The organism is Pseudomonas sp. FDAARGOS_761, from assembly GCF_013343155.1.
GTDB lineage: Bacteria > Pseudomonadota > Gammaproteobacteria > Pseudomonadales > Pseudomonadaceae > Pseudomonas > Pseudomonas aeruginosa.
In genome coordinates this window covers 2,848,910-2,866,129 of record NZ_CP054572.1, presented here as the reverse complement: position 1 = coordinate 2,866,129, position 17,220 = coordinate 2,848,910, and the positions used below count along the sequence as shown (strand labels likewise).

The window sequence follows — 17,220 nt, the reverse complement described above, 5'->3', positions numbered from 1 at the left end:
CCGCAGGCAACGGATATCCCCAGCAGCACGCGCTACCTAACCTGACCGGGCCTGAACAATAACAACGGAGGCCCCGGCCATGTCCCTGGGTAGCGATTACTTGCGTTCTCTGCTCGAGGAAGACCCCGAGCGCGGCGTCTACCGCTGCAAGCGGGAGATGTTCACCGACCCACGCCTGTTCGAACTGGAGATGAAGCACATCTTCGAGGGCAATTGGGTCTATCTCGCCCACGAAAGCCAGGTTGCCGGAATCAACGACTACCTGACCACCCAGATCGGCCGCCAGTCGATCGTCATCGCGCGCAACCGCGACGGCCAGCTCAACGCCTTCATCAACGCCTGCAGCCACCGTGGCGCGATGCTCTGCCGGCACAAGAGCGGCAATCGCAGCAGCTATACCTGTCCGTTCCACGGCTGGACCTTCAACAACTCCGGCAAGCTGCTCAAGGTCAAGGACCCGGCCGAGGCCGGCTACCCGCAGGGCTTCGACTGCGAGGGCTCGCACGACCTGACCCGGGTGGCGCGCTTCGAGTCCTACCGTGGCTTCCTGTTCGGCAGCCTCAACCCCGATGTCAGGCCGCTGGCCGAGCACCTGGGCGAGTCGGCGAAGATCATCGACATGATCGTCGACCAGTCGCCGGAAGGCCTCGAAGTGCTGCGCGGCTCTTCCAGCTATGTCTACGAAGGCAACTGGAAGCTTACCGCCGAGAACGGCGCCGACGGCTACCACGTCAGTTCGGTGCACTGGAACTACGCGGCGACCCAGAGCCAGCGCCAGCAGCGCGACGCCGCGGACCAGCCGCGGACCATGAGCGCCGCCGGCTGGGCCCGGCAGGGCGGCGGCTTCTACTCGTTCGAGCATGGCCACATGCTGCTCTGGAGTCGCTGGGCCAACCCCGAGGACCGGCCGGCCTTCGAGCGCCGCGCCGAGCTTGCCCGCGACTTCGGCGAGGCCCGCGCCGACTGGATGATCGAGAACTCGCGCAACCTCTGCCTGTACCCCAACGTCTACCTGATGGACCAGTTCAGCTCGCAGATCCGCATCGCCCGGCCGCTGTCGGTGGACCGCACGGAAATCACCATCTACTGCATCGCGCCGAAAGGCGAGAGCGCCGAGGCGCGCGCCCGGCGCATCCGCCAGTACGAGGACTTCTTCAACGTCAGCGGCATGGCCACCCCGGACGACCTGGAGGAGTTCCGTTCCTGCCAGCAGGGCTACCAGGGCAGCGTGGTCGGCTGGAACGACCTGTCGCGCGGCGCCGAACACTGGATAGAGGGCGCCGACGCGGCGGCCGCGGCCATCGACCTGCGGCCGCGCCTGAGCGGCGTGCGCACCGAGGACGAAGGGCTGTTCGTATTGCAGCATCGCTACTGGCAGGAGGCGCTGCTCGCCGCCCTGGAACGCGAACGGACGCAGCGCGTGGCGCTGCGGGAGGTGGCGTCATGAGCCTGGGCTACGACGCCCTGCGCGATTTCCTCTACCGCGAGGCGCGCTATCTCGACGACAAGGATTGGGACGCCTGGCTGGCGTTGTACGCCGCGGACGCCAGTTTCTGGATGCCGTCCTGGGACGACCGCGACCAGCTCACCGAGGACCCGCAGCGGGAAATCTCGCTGATCTGGTACGGCAACCGCGGCGGCCTGGAGGACCGGGTATTCCGCATCCGCACCGAGCGCTCCAGCGCGACCCTGCCGGACACCCGCACCTCGCACAACCTGAGCAACATCGAACTGCTCGGCGAGGACGACGGCATCTGCCGCGCGCGCTGCAACTGGCACACCCTGAGCTATCGCTACAAGACCGTGGACAGCTACTTCGGCACCACCTTCTACGACCTCGACGTATGCGGCGAGAGTCCGCTGATCAAGGCCAAGAAAGTGATCCTGAAGAACGACTACGTTCGCCAGCTGATCGACGTCTACCACGTCTGACGCCCGCGCCGGCGGGCTGTCGAGGGACATGCCATGAACCATCGGATCGCACTCAACTTCGAAGACGGGGTGACCCGCTTCATCCATGCCGCGCCCGGCGAGACCGTGGCCGACGCGGCCTACCGCCAGGGCATCAACATCCCCCTGGACTGCCGCGACGGCGCCTGCGGCACCTGCAAGTGCCTGGCCGAGGCCGGGCGCTATGCGCTGGGCCAGGACTACATCGACGATGCCCTCAGCGCCGAGGAAGCCGCCCGCGGCTACGTGCTGACCTGCCAGATGCGCGCCGAAAGCGACTGCGTGCTGCGCGTGCCGGCGTCCTCGACCCTGTGCAGGACCGGCCAGGCGCGCTACGAGGCGCGCATCAGCGAAGTCCGGCAACTGTCGCCGAGCACCATCGGCCTGTCGCTGCGCGGCGAGGCGCTGGCCAGCCTGGCGTTCCTGCCCGGGCAGTACGTCAACCTCCAGGTGCCTGGCAGCGAGCAGCGCCGCGCCTACTCCTTCAGCTCGCTGGCGAAGGATGGTGAGGTCAGCTTCCTGATCCGCAACGTCCCCGGCGGGCTGATGAGCGGCTTCCTCAGTGGCACGGCCAGGGCCGGCGACAGCCTGGCGATGGACGGCCCGCTGGGCAGTTTCTACCTGCGCGAGATTCACCGGCCACTGCTGATGCTGGCCGGCGGCACCGGCCTGGCGCCGTTCACCGCGATGCTCGAACGGATCGCCGAGCAGGGCAGCGCGCACCCGCTGCACCTGGTCTACGGGGTGACCCACGACGTCGACCTGGTCGGGCTCGAGCGCCTGGAGGCGTTCGCCGAACGGATTCCCGGCTTCACCTGGAGCGCCTGCGTGGCCAGCGCCGACAGCGACTATCCGCGCAAGGGCTACGTGACCGAGCACATCGCCGCGCAGCACCTGCACGAGGGCGACGTCGACATCTACCTGTGCGGGCCGCCGCCGATGGTCGAGGCGGTCGAGCGCTACCTGCGCGAGCAGGGCGTGCGCCCGGCGAATTTCTACTACGAAAAGTTCGCCGCCAGCGCGGCCTGAACCCGAGCGAGCCAAGGAGATTCCCATGAACGACAGATTCCGCGACAAGGTCGCCCTGGTCAGCGGCGCCGCCCAGGGCATCGGCCTGGGCGTGGCCCGGCGCCTGCTGGAGGAAGGCGCGCGGGTGGTGGCGGTGGACCGCTCCGAGCTGGTCCACGAATTGGCCGGCGACGCCTGCCTGTGCCTGACCGCCGACCTGGAGCGCTACGCCGAATGCCAGCGGGCACTGGAGCGGACCCTGGAGCGTTTCGGCCGGCTGGACATCCTGGTCAACAACGTCGGCGGCACCCTCTGGGCGAAGCCCTACCAGCACTACGCCGAGGACGAGATCGAGGCCGAGCTGCGGCGCTCGCTGCTGCCCACCTTGTGGTGTTGCCGCGCGGCGCTGCCGGCGATGCTGGGGCAGGGTAGCGGGGCGATCGTCAACGTCTCGTCGGTTGCCACCCGCGGGGTCAACCGGGTGCCCTATGGCGCCGCCAAGGGCGGGGTGAACGCGCTGACCGCCTGCCTGGCGTTCGAGACCGCCGACCAGGGCATCCGCGTCAACGCGGTGGCGCCGGGCGGCACCGACGCGCCGCCGCGAAGGATTCCGCGCAACGCCGCGGCGCAGAGCGAGGAGGAGCGGCGCTGGTATCGACAGATCGTCGAGCAGACCCTCGACAGCAGCCTGATGAAGCGCTACGGCAGCATCGACGAGCAGGTCGCGGCGATCCTTTTCCTCGCCTCCGACGAGGCGTCCTACATCACCGGCGTGACCCTGCCGGTAGCTGGCGGCGACCTCGGCTGAGCGCATCAGTCGCCGCTTTCGGTGAACTTCTCCAGGTACAGCCGCAGATGCTCCAGGGAGCGCTCGCGCAGCCACTGGCGGACCGCCTCGACCATCGGCGGCGGCCCGCACAGGTAGAGGTCGAAAGCTTCGTCGCGCAAGCGGGCGGCGTCGAAATGCTCGTGCAGGTAGCCGCGCCGGCCGTCCCAGTCGGCGTCCGCCTCGCTGAGCACCGGGACGAAGCGGAAGCCGGGAAGCCGCTCGGCGTAGCCGGCGATCCGCTGCAATTCGCAGAGATCGGCGGCGCGGCGTACCCCGTAGTAGAGATGCACCGGCCGCTCGCAGCCGCGCTCGGCCAGTTCGTCGAGCATGCCGAGGAACGCCGACAGGCCGGTGCCGCCGGCCACCAGCAGCAACGGGCGCTCCACCTGACGCAGGTAGAAGGTGCCCAGCGGCGCCTCGAAGCGGATCTCGTCGCCGACCCGGCACCCTTGGCGCAGGTAGTCGCTCATGGCGCCGCCCGGGAGCAGGCGGATGAGGAACTGCAGGTGGTTCTGCGGATTCGGCCGGTTGGCGAAGGAGTAGGCGCGCCGGCAGTCGCTGCCGGGTACTTGCAGGCGCGCGTACTGGCCGGGCAGGAAGTCCAACTGGCGGCCCGCGGCGCCGGCGTCGAGGCGGAGCAGCGCGGTGTCCTCGGAGAGCAGGCGCAGTTCGCGCACCACGCCGCTGTGCGCCTGGGCCGCGGCGGCGTGGCAGAGGGTCGAGGCGAAGTCGAAGTAGAAGGCCGCGTCGGAGCGCACCCGGGTCTGGCAGGCGAGCACCTTGCGCTGCTCCAGGTCGGCGGCGGAGAGGGTGTCCTCGTCGGCGTAGTCCAGGCTGTAGCTGCCCGCCTCGCAGCGGCCCATGCAGGTGCCGCAGACCCCTTCGCGGCAGTCCAGCGGCAGGTTGATGCCGTGGCGCAGGGCGGCGTCGAGGAGCAGGTCGTCGTGGCCGACGGGCAGGAACAGGGTCTTGCCGTCGGCGAAGCTGAGGGCGACTTTGTGATTCATCGTGACGGGGCCCGCCGTTCAGAGGTGGTAGAAGTCGAGGACCGAGTCGATCCGGTCGTTGAGCAGGACGATGTGCTTGCGCGCGATCAGCCAGGTCTCGCCATGGGGTTTCAGGCGGTAGGTGGCATGGCCGAAGAAGCTGCCGGTCTGGTCCAGGCGCTGGAACAGGGTCTGCCAGTTGACCCGCACTCGCAGCAGGCCTTCGCCTTCCTCGGCGATGCGCACGTTGCCGATCTGGTGCAGGGTGCGCGGCATCGGCACGGTGGACGCGGCCTTGCCGGTGCGGATACGGAACACCCGGTCTTCCAGGCCGGCACGGCTGGGGTAGTAGATCAGCGACATCTCGCGCTTCGGATCGCGGGTGTAGCGGTGCTCGGACTCCCACTGCGGCAGGTGGAACTCGCACTGTTCGTCGAACTGCGCGAGGTAGCCGTCCCAGTCCTGGGCATCGCAGAGTTCGGCGTGGCGGTAGAGGAACTGTTCGACGCGGTACTGCAGTCCGGCGTTCATGGGGTCACCTCCTTCGCGCGCAGGGCCAGGCGCTCCAGGCCGTCGAGGAGGAAGCGCCGCCAATGCGCGTGCTGGTTGACGTAGAGGCCTTCGTGGGTGATCTCGGTGCCGGTCAGCAGCGGCGCGATACCCAGCGCCTGGCTGTTCGGCGTCGCGCCTTCGAGCCACTTGCCGTGGCCGCGGGAGATGTCGCTCCAGCGCTCCAGGCGGGCCTGGAAGCCACGCTGGGCTTCGCGGAACTCCACCAGGTCGTCGGGCGTGCCCATCCCGGAGACGTTGAAAAAGTCCTCGAACTGGCGGATCCGGTTCTCCCGGTCGGCGTCCGACTCGCCCTTGACGCCGATGCACTGGCTGACGATCTCGGTACGGTTCCAGGCCAGCGGGCGGACGATGCGCAGCTGCGAGCTGATCTGGTCGATGACGAACAGGCTGGGGTAGAGATTGAGATTGCGCAGGCGATGCATCATCCACTCGGCGCGGGCCTGGCCGTATTCCGCCACCAGCCGCGGCATCACGCTGGCGTAGCCGGGGCGTACGGCGGGGTTGGGCATCTCGCTGAAGAGCACGCTGTGGCCGTTGGCGAAGGAGAACCAGCCGTCGTCGGTGGCCGCGTCGCCGGCGCCGAGCTTGCTGTAGTCGAGGGTGGCGGCCGCGCCGCCGCGCTCGGCCTCGACCTGCTGGCGGTGCTGCACGGTGGCTACGTAGTTGTAGTGCACGGTACTGACGTGATAGCCGTCCAGGCCATTCTCGTTCTGCAGCTTCCAGTTGCCTTCGTAGGTGTAGGTGGAGGTGCCGGGCAGCACTTCCAGCTCGCCGCTGGGAGACTGCGCCACCAGCATGTCGAGGAACACCCGGGCGTCGCCGAGGAAGTCCACCAGGTCGTCCTCGCCGGCGACGTCCAGGCTGACGAAGACGAAGCCCCTGTAGCTCTGGATGCGCGCTTTCTTCAGGCCGCGGGTGGCCTTGTCGAAGCCTTCCGGGTATTCGCCCGGCGCCTTGACCTTCACCAGCCGGCCGTCGTTCTTGTAGCACCAGGCATGGAACGGACAGGTGAAGGTCGACTGGTTGCCCTTGCCGACCCGCACCAGGGTCGCGCCGCGATGCTGGCAGGCGTTGACCAGCGCGTGCAACTGGCCGTTGCCGTCGCGGGTGACGATCAGCGGCTGGCGTCCGGCGCGCAGGGTGACGAAGTCGTGGGGCCTGGCCAGTTCGCTTTCGTGGCAGGCGTAGATCCAGTTCTTTTCGAAGATCAGCTCCATCTCCAGGTCGAACAGCTCCGGTTCGGTGAACATGTCCCGGGCGATGCGGAAGATGCCTTCCTCGGGACGGAAGTCGAGGCAGCCGCCGACATAGTCGCGCCACTGTTCGAGGCTTCTGCGGTTAGCGTTCATGCGTTCTCACCCTTGTGCGTTGTCGTTATGGGTGAGCCATTCAACGGCCGCGAGCGGGGGCGGGCTATCCGCTTAGTCGACGATGCGCATCCCGAAAATGTGCGGCCGCCGAGGAGCGGCCGAGGGCCTCGCGGAGGGCTCGTTCCGGGTTCGAGCGGCGCTTGCGGCGGACGCTTTGTCCGGAAAGTCGGCGAACGCTATCCGGATAGTGGAGGATGCGGGGAGTCGGCCTTGCGCCGGCACATGCCTTGCATTTTGCTGAAAACAGAGCGCCAGCAGAGCGCACCCCCAGCCTTGCCGTGTCGAGTGCCGAACCATGATGAGGAGCCATCCCGTCGCCGATCGTGGCGATCTCCATGCCGACCACCTGGACCTGGCCGCCGCCCGTTCCTGGATGTCGAAGGTCTGCGGGCCGCACCGGCTCGAAGCGGCGAGCCCGGGACTGGTGCAGTTCCAGCACCACGGCAACGTGCTGAAGTCGATGTGCACCACCCTCGGCTACATCGGCTACGGCACCGACGTCACCATCACCGTCGAGGATGCCGCGGCGTTCAACGCCTACAGCCTGAGCCTGCCGCTCAGCGGCGAGCAGGAGCTGTGCCGGGGCGGGCTGCGCCTGCTCTCCGACGTCCGCCGCGGGGTGATCATCGCGCCCAACGAGCGCCAGGAGCTGAGCATCGCCGGGGACTGCCGCAAGTTGCAGGTGGTGATCGGCCGCACGGCGATGCGCAAGGTCCTGGAGGAGATGTTGCAGCGGCCGATCGATACGCCCTTGCGCTTCGATCCGGAGATGGATGCCCTGGACGGCGCCTCGGCGTCCTGGTGGCGCACCGTGCGGCACATCAGCGAGGAGATGGCGCGCAGCGAACTCTACGCCCAGGCGTTTTTCAGCAGCGACCTGGAACGCGCGCTGATCAAGGGACTGATCCTGGCCCAGCCGAACAACTACAGCGAGGCCCTGCAGCAGGGCCTTGGCGGGCGCCCGCCGCACTACCTGCTGCGCGCTCGCGAGTTTCTCCAGGCCAACGCCCGCGAGACCCTGAGCCTGGAGGACGTGGAACGCGCCGCCGGGGTCTCGCGGTTCAAGCTGTTCGAGGGCTTCCGTCGCTACTTCGGGGTATCGCCGATGAGCTACCTGAAGCACTACCGGCTCGCCGCGGTGCGCGAGGAGATCCTCGCCAGCGGCGGCGCCCGCAGCATCTCGACGATCGCCCTGGGCTGGGGCTTCAGCCACCTCGGACGCTTCTCCGTGGACTACCGCAAGCGCTTCGAGGAAACCCCGAGCATGACCCAGCGCCGCGCCGCGCGGCGCTCCTGAGAGGGCACTCAGGCGTCCTCGCGGCCGATCAGCGCCAGGCAGCGCCGCAGGTGCGGGGAGCCGTCGCCCTGGCGCCGGCTGACGATGATCGGCGAGGTCAGGGAGGCGTCGGCCAGGGCCTGGTAGGCGACGTCGTCGCGGTGCTGCAACTGCACCGAGGCCGGCACCAGGGTCGCGCCGAGTCCGGCGGCGACCAGGCCGATGGCGGTCTGCATCTCGTTGGCCCATTGCGTCACGCGCAGGCTCAGGCCGTGGGTGGCGAACAGCGCCAGCACATGGTCGGCGTAGCTCGGCCGCGGCTGGCCGGGGTAGAGCACGAACGGCTCGCGCGACAGGCGCTCCAGGCTCAGCGGCTGGCCGAGCAACGGGTGGCCGGCGGGCAAGGCGGCGACCAGCGGCTCTTCGCTGAGCACGCTCTGGCGGATCGCCGGGTCGTCGATGCGGATGCGTCCGAAACCGATGTCGATGCGCCCGCTCTTCAGCGCCTCGACCTGTTGCAGGGTGGTCATCTCCAGCAGGCCCAGCTCCAGCTCCGGGTCGCCGCGCAGGTGGCGGATCAGCTCCGGCAGCACGCCATACAGCGCCGAGGGCACGAAGCCGATGCCGAACCACTGGCGCTGGCCCTGGCCGATCCGCCGGGTGCTGTCGCAGATGCTCTCCAGTTGGTCCAGGAGCGTCGCGCTCTGTTCGTGGAAGAAGCGCCCGGCTTCGGTCAGGCGCAGCGGCCGGCCGCGCTCCAGCAGGGCCACCCCGAGCATTTCCTCGAGTTGCTGGATCTGCCGGCTCAGCGGTGGCTGGGCGATGTGCAGTTGCTCGGCGGCGCGGGTGAAGTTGAGAGTCCGGGCCAGCGCCTGGAAGTAGCGCAGGTGACGAAGCTCCATGATACCTCCAGGGTATGGTTCGAGAGGAAGATGATATTGGACCCCAGTGAAGAAGGCGATGGATGCTTGGCCGAAACGACGGCGAAACCTGCTCGGTATCGAGCGAGCCTTGAGCGGCGAACCGTCGAAAACCCGACCGCAACCCTGGTGGACCCCCGAGAATGAGCCAAGCCGTGATCCAAAGCCTCGAGTCGATCATCGTCGATCTGCCGACCATCCGTCCGCACAAGCTGGCCATGCACACCATGAACCGGCAGACCCTGGTGATCCTCCGCCTGCGTTGCAGCGACGGCATCGAGGGCCTCGGCGAAGCCACCACCATCGGTGGCCTGGCCTACGGCAGCGAGAGCCCGGAGAGCATCAAGAGCAATCTCGACGCGCATTTCGCTCCGTTGCTGCTGGGCCAGCCGGCGGACAACGTGAATGCCGCGATGCAGCGCCTGGACCGGCACATCAGGGGCAACACCTTCGCCCGCTCGGCGGTCGAGACCGCCTTGCTCGACGCCCATGGCAAGCGCCTCGGCCTGGCCGTCAGCGAACTGCTCGGCGGCCGCCTGCACGACAGCCTGGAGGTGGCCTGGACCCTGGCCAGCGGCGACACCGGCCGCGACATCGAGGAAGCCGAGCGGATGCTCGACCTGCGCCGCCACCGGCACTTCAAGCTGAAGATCGGCGCCGGTGAGGTGGATGCCGACGTGGCCCACGCGATCGCCATCAAGCGCGCCCTTGGCGAGCGCGCCAGCGTGCGGGTGGACGTCAACCAGGCCTGGGACGAAGGCGTTGCCCAGCGTGCCTGCGCGACGCTCGGCGACAACGGCATCGCCCTGATCGAACAGCCCATCGCCCGCCACAACCGCATCGGCCTGGCGCGCCTGAGCAGCCGCGGCGGCGCGCCGATCATGGCCGACGAGGCCATCGAGAGCGTCGAGGATGCCTTCCACCTGGCTCGCGAGGGCGCCGCCCCGGTGTTCGCCCTGAAGATCGCCAAGAACGGCGGACCGCGCGCGGTGCTGCGTAGCGCGGCGATCGCCGAGGCGGCCGGGATCGGCCTGTACGGCGGGACCATGCTCGAGGGCGGCATCGGCACCCTGGCCGCCGCCCACGCCTTCGTCACCCTCGACCGCCTGGCCTGGCACAGCGAACTGTTCGGCCCGTTGTTGCTGACCGAGGACATCCTCCTCGAGTCGCCGCGCTACCAGGATTTCCACTTGCACGTGCCGCGTGCGCCGGGTCTCGGCCTGGCGCTCGACGAGGAGCGCCTGGCGCGCTTCCGCCGGCGCTGAAGCCATTCCGCAGACAGAGGAGAAACGACCGATGCTGTTCCACGTGAAGATGACCGTGAAGTTGCCCGTCGACATGGACCCGCAACAGGCCGAGCGGCTCAAGGCCGAGGAGAAGGAAATGGCCCAGCGCCTCCAGCGCGAGGGCAGCTGGCGGCACCTCTGGCGAATCGCTGGGCACTACGCCAACTACAGCCTGTTCGACCTGCCCAGTGTCGAGGCGCTGCACGACACCCTGACCCGGCTGCCGCTGTTTCCCTACATGGACATCGAGATCGACGGGCTTTGCCGGCATCCCTCGTCGATCCATGCCGACGACCGCTGAGATTCCCTTCCCACGCCCGACAACAACAAGCAGAGGCAAACGCCATGACCGTGAAGATTTCCCAGACTGCCGACGTCCAGCGCTTCTTCGAAGAGGCCAGCGGCCAGCTCAACGAACGCGGCGATCCGCGCACCAAGGCCCTGGTGCGGCGCATCCTCGACGATACGGCGAAGCTGATCGAAGAGATGCAGGTCACGCCCGACGAATTCTGGAAAGCGGTGGACTACCTGAACCGCCTGGGCAGCCGCCAGGAAGCCGGCCTGCTGGCCGCCGGGCTGGGCCTGGAGCATTACCTGGACCTGCTGCTCGACGCCCAGGACGCCGAGGCCGGCCTCACCGGCGGCACGCCGCGCACCATCGAAGGGCCGCTGTACGTCGCCGGCGCGCCGCTGAGCGACGGCGAGGCACGGATGGACGACGGCCGCGACCCCGGCACCGTGATGTTCCTCCAGGGCCGCGTCAGCGGTCCCGACGGCCAGCCGCTGGCCGGAGCCATCGTCGACGTCTGGCACGCCAATACCCAAGGCACCTATTCCTACTTCGACAGCAGCCAGTCCGAATACAACCTGCGCCGGCGCATCCGCACCGACGCCGACGGCCGCTACCGTGCGCGCAGCATCGTGCCCTCCGGCTACGGTTGCCCGAGCGACGGCCCGACCCAGGAACTGCTCGACCGCCTCGGCCGCCACGGCCAGCGGCCGGCGCACATCCACTTCTTCGTCTCGGCGCCCGGCCATCGCCACCTGACCACCCAGATCAACCTGGCGGGCGACCGCTACCTGTGGGACGACTTCGCCTACGCCACCCGCGATGGGCTGATCGGCGACCTGCGCTTCAACGACGACCCCGCCGCGGCCCGTGACCGCGGCGTGGAGGGCGGACGCTTCGCCGAACTGGATTTCGACTTCCAGCTCCAGGCCAGCCCGGCGCCTGCCGCCGAGCGCCGCAGCCAGCGGCCGCGGGCATTGCAGGAGTAAGGCGGGGAGCGGGGAGGGCGGCTGGTCGCTGGCGACCATGCCGCCTTCTTCCGCCAGGCGCGACGGCGGATAAAAAAAGGCGCCATGACTGGCGCCTCAGGACTTGTCCAAAGGAGCAACCCAAAAAGGACAAGTGTATTGCTCGGTGAAAGGCTGCTCAGCCGTTGCCGTTCTTGCGCTCGGCGCATTTGCTGCGGTCGGTCTTCTGCGCTTGCGCTTCCAGTTGTTGCTTCTGCAGGCGCTTCTCGCGCAGTTCTTTCTGCGCGGCGCGGAACTCGGCGTTGTACTGCCAGGAGCGTTCGCTGCCGTCCTGGGCCTGGGCAGTGGCGGCGCCGGTCGCCAGCAGGGCGGCCAGCAGCATCGGGATGATCTTCATGGCAAACCTCTCGGGTTGGCTCGTCGCCGGGGCGAGGTATTCGTCCCGTTTGAGCAAAGAGTAAGAGCGGACGGATTACCCGAGGGTGAGTGGAAAATTACGTTTCCGATAACTTCGGCGATGCTCCGTTGCATGGCGGAGCAGTCTGCGCGAAGCGCATTAAGTGCGAGTTAAGATTGCGGAAAAGTAATCCCCGCCTCATGTCTGCGTCATTTCCCCGGTTCCAGAATCAGCCCCACGGTCAATGCCGGTTGCGGCAGGACTGCGCGGGGGCGCGATCGACCAGAAGTTCACGCACAGCCAGCGTCGCAGGGCATGGCCGCAGAAGAAAAACAGACATGAACCGATCTGGAGCAATCGCCATGCAAGGGGATGGAAAGAAACGACTGTGGACGCTTCCACTGCTGCTGGGCGCTGGAGTGATGGCCTCGGCCGTCGCCGAGGAGAACGCCGAGCGGAGCAAGGAAGGTTTCATCGAGGGCAGCGAGGTCAACCTGCTGCTGCGCAACTTCTACTTCAACCGCGACTTCCGCAAGGGCCAATCGAGCCCGGCGGGCGGCGGCTACACCGAGGAATGGGTGCAGGGCTTCATGGCCAACTTCTCCTCGGGCTTCACCCAGGGCACGCTGGGCGTCGGCATCGACGCCTTCGCCCAGCTCGGCGTGCGCCTGGACAGCGGCGGCGGGCGTTCCGGCGCCGGCGGTAGCGTCGACCTGCTGCCCTATGACGACCAGGGGCGGCCGCAGGACGACTATTCGCGAGCCGGCGGCGCGGTCAAGCTGCGCTGGTACGGCACCGTGCTGCGGGTCGGCGACGTGTTCCCGGAAACCCCGGTGATCCAGTACGGCAACAGCCGGCTGTTCCCCTCCAGCTTCCGCGGCTTCACCCTGGTCAACGACAGCCTGGCGAAGGGCCTGACCCTGCAGGCCGGCAAGCTGAACTCGATGACCCAGCCGAACAGCACCAGCGGCAGCGACGACTTCTACAGCTTCTACACCGGCCGGCGCATCGACTCGCCGTGGGTCGCCTACGCCGGCGGCGACTACCAGGCCACCGAGCACTGGAGCGTCAGCCTCTACGGCAGCCGCCAGAAGGACGCCTGGGACCAGTACTACGCCGGCACCAGCTTCAACTATCCGCTGGACGACAAGCTGTCCCTGCTCGGCGGCGCCAACTACTACAAGGTCAAGGACCAGGGCAGGCAGGTGATGGGCGAACTCGACAACGACATCTGGAGCGTGCGCGGCGGCTTCGCCTACGGCCCGCACCAGGTGCTGCTGTCGTACCAGCGCAACAACGGCGACGACGACTTCGACTACCTGCGCCAGACCGACTCCATCTACCTGGACAACTCGATCCAGTACAGCGACTTCAACTCGCCCAAGGAACGCTCGCTGATGCTCCGCTACGACCTCGACATGGCCGCCTTCGGCGTGCCGGGGCTGAGCTTCATGACCCGCTATGGCAAGGGCTGGGACGCCGATTATTCGAATGCCAACAGCGTCTACATGCGCACCGACGCCAACGGCAACCCGCTGACCAACCAGGGCCGCTGGGAACGCGACGTGGAGGTCAAGTACGTGGTGCAGGGCGGCGCGGCCAAGGACCTGGCGTTCCGCGTGCGCCAGGCCACGGTGCGCTCCGACAGCTTCGAGTCGGACCTCGACGAAGTCCGCCTGATCGTCGAGTACCCGCTGCAAATCCTCTGAAGGCGCGCCGCCGCCCCATCCGGGGCGGCGCTCTGCGACAGCCCGTTGCTGGCGGCTGCGCGGCGGCGCTGCTACTTTCCTCTGGGTAGGCGGGCCGAAGGGCGGTTCCTGGCCGGGCATGGCTTCGACCTGCCGGTGGGCGCCGCGACCCGAACCTCGGCCACGCCATTCCACCCATGCCGCCCGGGCACCGGCGTGCCCGTGGCAGCCCAGGCTACGGGCGCCGCGTAGCCAGCCAAGCGGGAGTCGACATGGCCTCGTGGACCTTGGTGGACGCCAGCGCGATCGCTGTCCGCCATCCCTACACCTTCTACAAACCGGACGCGGAGACCATCGACCGGGTCGCCGCCGGGGAAAGCGTCAAGCTGATCTTCGCCTTCGATACCGACAACCCCGATGCGCCGCGCGCCGAGCGGCTCTGGGTGACGGTCGAGGGCATCGAGGCGGATGGCGCCTTCAGCGGCCGCCTGGACAACTATCCGCAATACATCCGCGACCTGTCGCTGGGCGAGCGCATCGTCTTCGAGGCGCGGCACATCATCAACACCGAGCACGACCCGCGGGAAACGCCGATCTCGCGCTATGCCCGGCGCTGCTTCGTGACGCGCCGGGTGATAGACGAGGGGAAGGCGGTCGGCTACCTCTACCGCGAGGCGCCGGAAGAGGAAAACGACAGCGGCTGGCGGCTGATGGCCGGCGACGAGTCGGACGACTACATGAATACCGCCGGGACCACCGCCTACGTCAGCCTGGGCTCGGTGCTGAACGCCGACGACAGCATCCTGCCGCTGCTCGACGCGCCGCCGGGACGGGCGTTCGAGCGACTGGCCGACGGTTCCTTCATCGAGGTGCAGGGACCGGAGGGTTGAGCCTCAGCCAGGCAGCTCGGCGAGGAAGCGCTCCAGGCGCTCGGCCAGGGCCAGGTAGTCGTCGGGACTGCGGTTGCTGCCCATCTTTCCCGACCTGACCCGCCTGGCGTCGCTGCGCTCGCGCTCGGCGCGGCTGGCGAGGGCCAGACGCAGGGCGCTGGCCCGCGCCGGCGACTCCTCCAGCAGCGGTCGCGCCATGATCCGCGCGGCGTCGGCGTCGCCGTATTGCAGGGCGAGGAGCACCGTATTCGGGTCGGAGATCGCGCCGAGCCGCAACAGGCGTTCGGCCAGGAGCGCATCGAGGTGCGCGGCGCCAATCTGCAGGCTGTCCTGGTGCACCGCGACGCCCTGGTCGAGCAGCCATCTGGCGGCCTCCAGGCGCCCGCGGGCGAGGCAGGCCTCCAGCACGCCGCCGCGTCCGCGCAAGGTTTCGGCGAAGTCGCAGCCGGCATCGCGCAGGCGTTGCAGCAGGTCGATATCGCCGTCTTGCGCAGCTTCGGCCAGGGCCAGTTGACGCAGCCTTGGCTCGGCGGCCAGGCTGCCGTCGGCGAGGGCCGGCCGCCAGTCGAGGATGCGCTGGCGCAGCAGGACTTCCAGGCGGCCCTTCAGCGCCTTGCCGGGCTCCCCGGCGGCCTCCAGGGCGTCCAGCGCTTCCAGCAGCTCGTCGGCCACGCCGCAGGCGTTCTCGGCGTCGAACGGGTCCTGTTCGAAGGACAGCAGGCGGAACAGCCCGCCGACGTCGTCGGCCAGGCGCGTCAGCGAATCCTGGTGCAGGCGTCCGGCCCAGGCCGGCGGCAGGCCGTGGCTCCAGGCGATTACCGCGCCATACTCGGGGCCGGGTTCGACGCAGACGTAGAGCCGCTCCAGGTACTCGAAGCCACCGAACGGCAGGTAGGCCAGCTTGCCGTTCCAGTCGCAGCCTTCTTCTGCCGCGGCTTCCGCCGCCAGCTCGCGCTCGTGTTCGATCCAGCCCCAGAGGTCGTGGTAGCCGTCGCTGTCCGGATAGAACAGTTCGCTGAAAGAGAACGGGTGGCGGTGGCCGTCGTAGTCGACTTCCAGGTCATAGCCGAGGCGCCCGCCGAAACAGGTGCGCCAGAGGCGCAGCAGGTCTTCTGGAATCGGTCCGGCCAGGCCTTCGGCAAGACGCTGGACGTGTTCGGCGGACACCGGCGGCTGGGCGTCGTATACCACGCAGCCGTCGAACACGGCCAGGCGATGGGCCAGCAGGAGTTGGCGTTCGGCGGGGGAGAGTTCCATTCTCTGTGGTCCTGTCGATTCGGGGCGGCCACTCTAGCACGGCGAGGGTGCGCGTTCCGCAACGCCTTGGCTATCATGCGCGGCTTTCCATCCGCCCTGGCCGGAGTCCGTCGAACCATGCACACCTTGCAGCAACTGCGCAGCGGCGAACTGGCCGGCGCCACGCGCCTGGACCTGTCCTGCGGCCTGCGCGAGTTCCCCCGGGAAATCTTCGAACTGGCCGACTCCCTGGAGGTGCTCAACCTCAGCGGCAACGCCCTGGACAGACTGCCGGACGACCTCGGCCGGCTGCATCGTCTCAAGGTGCTGTTCTGTTCCGCCAACGACTTCGCCGAATTGCCGGCGGCGGTGGGCGACTGTCCGGCGCTGAGCATGGTCGGCTTCAAGTCCAACCGCATCGAGCGGGTGCCGGCCGCAGCCCTGCCGCCAGCGCTGCGCTGGCTGATCCTCACCGACAACCGCATCGCCACGCTGCCCGAGGAACTGGGCCGCCGGCCGTTGCAGAAGCTGATGTTGGCCGGCAACCGCCTGGAGGCCTTGCCCGAGAGCATGGCCGCTTGCGAAGGCCTGGAACTGCTGCGGATCGCCGCCAACCGTTTCCAGCGCCTGCCGGCCTGGCTGGCGACGCTGCCGCGCCTGGCCTGGCTGGCCTACGCCGGCAACCCGTTGTGCCGCCTGCCGGCGCTGGCCGACAGCGGCATCGCCGCGCTGGACTGGAGCGAGCTGAGCCTGGAAGGGCTGATCGGCGAAGGAGCCTCCGGGGTCATCCATCGCGCCGGCTGGCGCCAGCCGGACGGCTCGACGCGCACGGTGGCGCTGAAGCTGTTCAAGGGCGAAGTGACCAGCGATGGCACCCCTGCCAGCGAGATGGCCGCCTGCCTGGCGGCGGGGCGCCATGCGCAATTGATCGAGGTGCTCGGCCGGCTCGCCGGGCATCCGCAAGGGCGCGACGGGCTGGTGCTGGAGCTGCTCGACGACGCCTATCGCAACCTGGCGGGGCCGCCGAGCCTGGAGTCCTGTACCCGCGACGTCTATCCGCCGGGACTGCGCTTCGAGCTGGCCACGGCGCTGCGCCTGGCGGCCTCGCTCGCCGGGTTGATGGCCCATCTGCATGGACGCGGCATCAGCCATGGCGACTTCTATGCGCATAACATCCTCTGGCGCGAGGAGGGTGCCTGCCTGCTCGGCGATTTCGGCGCCGCGTCCTTCCTCCCGGACGACGCCGTGCTCGCCGGCGCCCTGCGGCGCCTGGAAGTGCGTGCCTTCGCCTGCCTGCTGGAAGAGTTGCTCGAGCGCAGCGAGGCGCTGCCGGGGCAGGCCTCGCTACGTGCGGCGCTGGTCGAGTTGCAGCGACGTTGCGCGCTGCCACGGGTGAGCGAGCGGCCGGACTTCGGCGAGATCCAGGCGATCTTGCGCGACCTTGCCGCTCGCAGCCAGGCGTTTCCTCAAGTTCGATGAATTTGCCCGAGATTGACCGCAGGCTGATAAATATCAACGCAGTTCTAGCGGGCTTGGAGCTAGACTGACAAGTAT

Annotated in this window: 17 protein-coding genes; 11 read left to right on the top strand and 6 right to left on the bottom strand. The window is 68.4% G+C overall.

Translation table 11 applies throughout. The features are described from left to right. Window positions 1-79: 79 nt before the first annotated feature. From benA to FOC67_RS13120, 4 genes are read left to right on the top strand one after another with little or no spacing between them, the layout of a single operon-like run. A complete protein-coding gene (gene benA / locus FOC67_RS13135) occupies window positions 80-1,447 on the top strand; it encodes a benzoate 1,2-dioxygenase large subunit (RefSeq protein ID WP_009314151.1) in 1,368 nt (455 codons plus the stop codon). Continuing rightward, on the top strand, window positions 1,444-1,932 hold the full coding sequence (gene benB / locus FOC67_RS13130) for a benzoate 1,2-dioxygenase small subunit (protein WP_009314152.1): 489 nt from the start codon (window positions 1,444-1,446) through the stop codon (window positions 1,930-1,932). The genes benA and benB overlap by 4 nt, the downstream gene beginning before the upstream one ends. 33 nt (window positions 1,933-1,965) lie before the next feature. Further along, on the top strand, window positions 1,966-2,979 hold the full coding sequence (gene benC / locus FOC67_RS13125) for a benzoate 1,2-dioxygenase electron transfer component BenC (protein WP_003109537.1): 1,014 nt from the start codon (window positions 1,966-1,968) through the stop codon (window positions 2,977-2,979). A gap of 25 nt (window positions 2,980-3,004) precedes the next feature. Further along, a complete protein-coding gene (locus FOC67_RS13120; RefSeq protein WP_003089880.1) occupies window positions 3,005-3,766 on the top strand; it encodes a 1,6-dihydroxycyclohexa-2,4-diene-1-carboxylate dehydrogenase in 762 nt (253 codons plus the stop codon). A gap of 5 nt (window positions 3,767-3,771) precedes the next feature. Here the strand turns inward: FOC67_RS13120 and antC are convergent, their stop codons facing one another. Genes antC through antA form a run of 3 tightly spaced genes read right to left on the bottom strand, consistent with a single transcriptional unit; the run spans window position 3,772 to window position 6,695 of the window. Beyond that, window positions 3,772-4,794, bottom strand: a complete 1,023-nt coding sequence (gene antC / locus FOC67_RS13115) for an anthranilate 1,2-dioxygenase electron transfer component AntC (protein WP_003109538.1) — start codon at window positions 4,792-4,794, stop codon at window positions 3,772-3,774. A gap of 18 nt (window positions 4,795-4,812) precedes the next feature. Then, window positions 4,813-5,304: an anthranilate 1,2-dioxygenase small subunit gene (gene antB, locus FOC67_RS13110; RefSeq protein ID WP_003109540.1), complete on the bottom strand. Its 492-nt coding sequence runs from the start codon at window positions 5,302-5,304 to the stop codon at window positions 4,813-4,815. Further along, entirely contained in the window at window positions 5,301-6,695 is a 1,395-nt protein-coding gene (gene antA / locus FOC67_RS13105; protein ID WP_003089876.1) for an anthranilate 1,2-dioxygenase large subunit, read from the bottom strand. The genes antB and antA overlap by 4 nt, the downstream gene beginning before the upstream one ends. 316 nt (window positions 6,696-7,011) lie before the next feature. On the opposite strand from antA, the gene FOC67_RS13100 reads away from it, so the two are divergent. Then, entirely contained in the window at window positions 7,012-8,013 is a 1,002-nt protein-coding gene (locus FOC67_RS13100) for an AraC family transcriptional regulator (protein ID WP_003089872.1), read from the top strand. Window positions 8,014-8,021: 8 nt separating this feature from the next. Here FOC67_RS13100 and FOC67_RS13095 read toward each other — a convergent pair whose 3' ends face one another. Beyond that, window positions 8,022-8,894 carry a LysR family transcriptional regulator gene (locus FOC67_RS13095; protein ID WP_003089870.1) on the bottom strand — a complete coding sequence of 291 codons (873 nt, stop codon included), beginning with the start codon at window positions 8,892-8,894 and terminating at the stop codon, window positions 8,022-8,024. 161 nt (window positions 8,895-9,055) lie between these two features. Here FOC67_RS13095 and FOC67_RS13090 point away from each other — a divergent pair, with 161 nt between their 5' ends. From FOC67_RS13090 to catA, 3 genes are read left to right on the top strand one after another with little or no spacing between them, the layout of a single operon-like run. Then, window positions 9,056-10,177, top strand: a complete 1,122-nt coding sequence (locus tag FOC67_RS13090; protein ID WP_003139111.1) for a muconate cycloisomerase family protein — start codon at window positions 9,056-9,058, stop codon at window positions 10,175-10,177. Window positions 10,178-10,208: 31 nt separating this feature from the next. After that, window positions 10,209-10,499: a muconolactone Delta-isomerase gene (catC, locus tag FOC67_RS13085; RefSeq protein WP_003089864.1), complete on the top strand. Its 291-nt coding sequence runs from the start codon at window positions 10,209-10,211 to the stop codon at window positions 10,497-10,499. 44 nt (window positions 10,500-10,543) lie between these two features. Further along, window positions 10,544-11,476, top strand: coding sequence for a catechol 1,2-dioxygenase (catA, locus tag FOC67_RS13080; RefSeq protein ID WP_009314156.1), 933 nt, complete (start codon window positions 10,544-10,546; stop codon window positions 11,474-11,476). Window positions 11,477-11,633: 157 nt separating this feature from the next. On the opposite strand, the gene FOC67_RS13075 is transcribed toward catA, so the two are convergent. After that, window positions 11,634-11,852 (bottom strand): hypothetical protein, encoded by a 219-nt coding sequence (locus FOC67_RS13075; RefSeq protein WP_003089862.1) that lies wholly within the window; start codon window positions 11,850-11,852, stop codon window positions 11,634-11,636. A 362-nt stretch (window positions 11,853-12,214) separates the two neighbouring features. Here FOC67_RS13075 and FOC67_RS13070 point away from each other — a divergent pair, with 362 nt between their 5' ends. Further along, a complete protein-coding gene (locus tag FOC67_RS13070) occupies window positions 12,215-13,561 on the top strand; it encodes an OprD family porin (protein WP_003139115.1) in 1,347 nt (448 codons plus the stop codon). Between the two features lie 251 nt (window positions 13,562-13,812). Then, the gene (locus FOC67_RS13065; RefSeq protein ID WP_003089860.1) at window positions 13,813-14,430 is read left to right on the top strand and encodes a DUF2185 domain-containing protein; all 618 of its coding nucleotides are present in this window, start codon (window positions 13,813-13,815) and stop codon (window positions 14,428-14,430) included. Window positions 14,431-14,433: 3 nt separating this feature from the next. Here FOC67_RS13065 and FOC67_RS13060 read toward each other — a convergent pair whose 3' ends face one another. Further along, window positions 14,434-15,687, bottom strand: coding sequence for an ankyrin repeat domain-containing protein (locus FOC67_RS13060; RefSeq protein ID WP_009314157.1), 1,254 nt, complete (start codon window positions 15,685-15,687; stop codon window positions 14,434-14,436). Between the two features lie 117 nt (window positions 15,688-15,804). Between FOC67_RS13060 and FOC67_RS13055 the strand changes: the two genes are divergently transcribed. Beyond that, the gene (locus tag FOC67_RS13055) at window positions 15,805-17,145 is read left to right on the top strand and encodes a leucine-rich repeat-containing protein kinase family protein (RefSeq protein WP_009314158.1); all 1,341 of its coding nucleotides are present in this window, start codon (window positions 15,805-15,807) and stop codon (window positions 17,143-17,145) included. Window positions 17,146-17,220 lie beyond the last annotated feature (75 nt).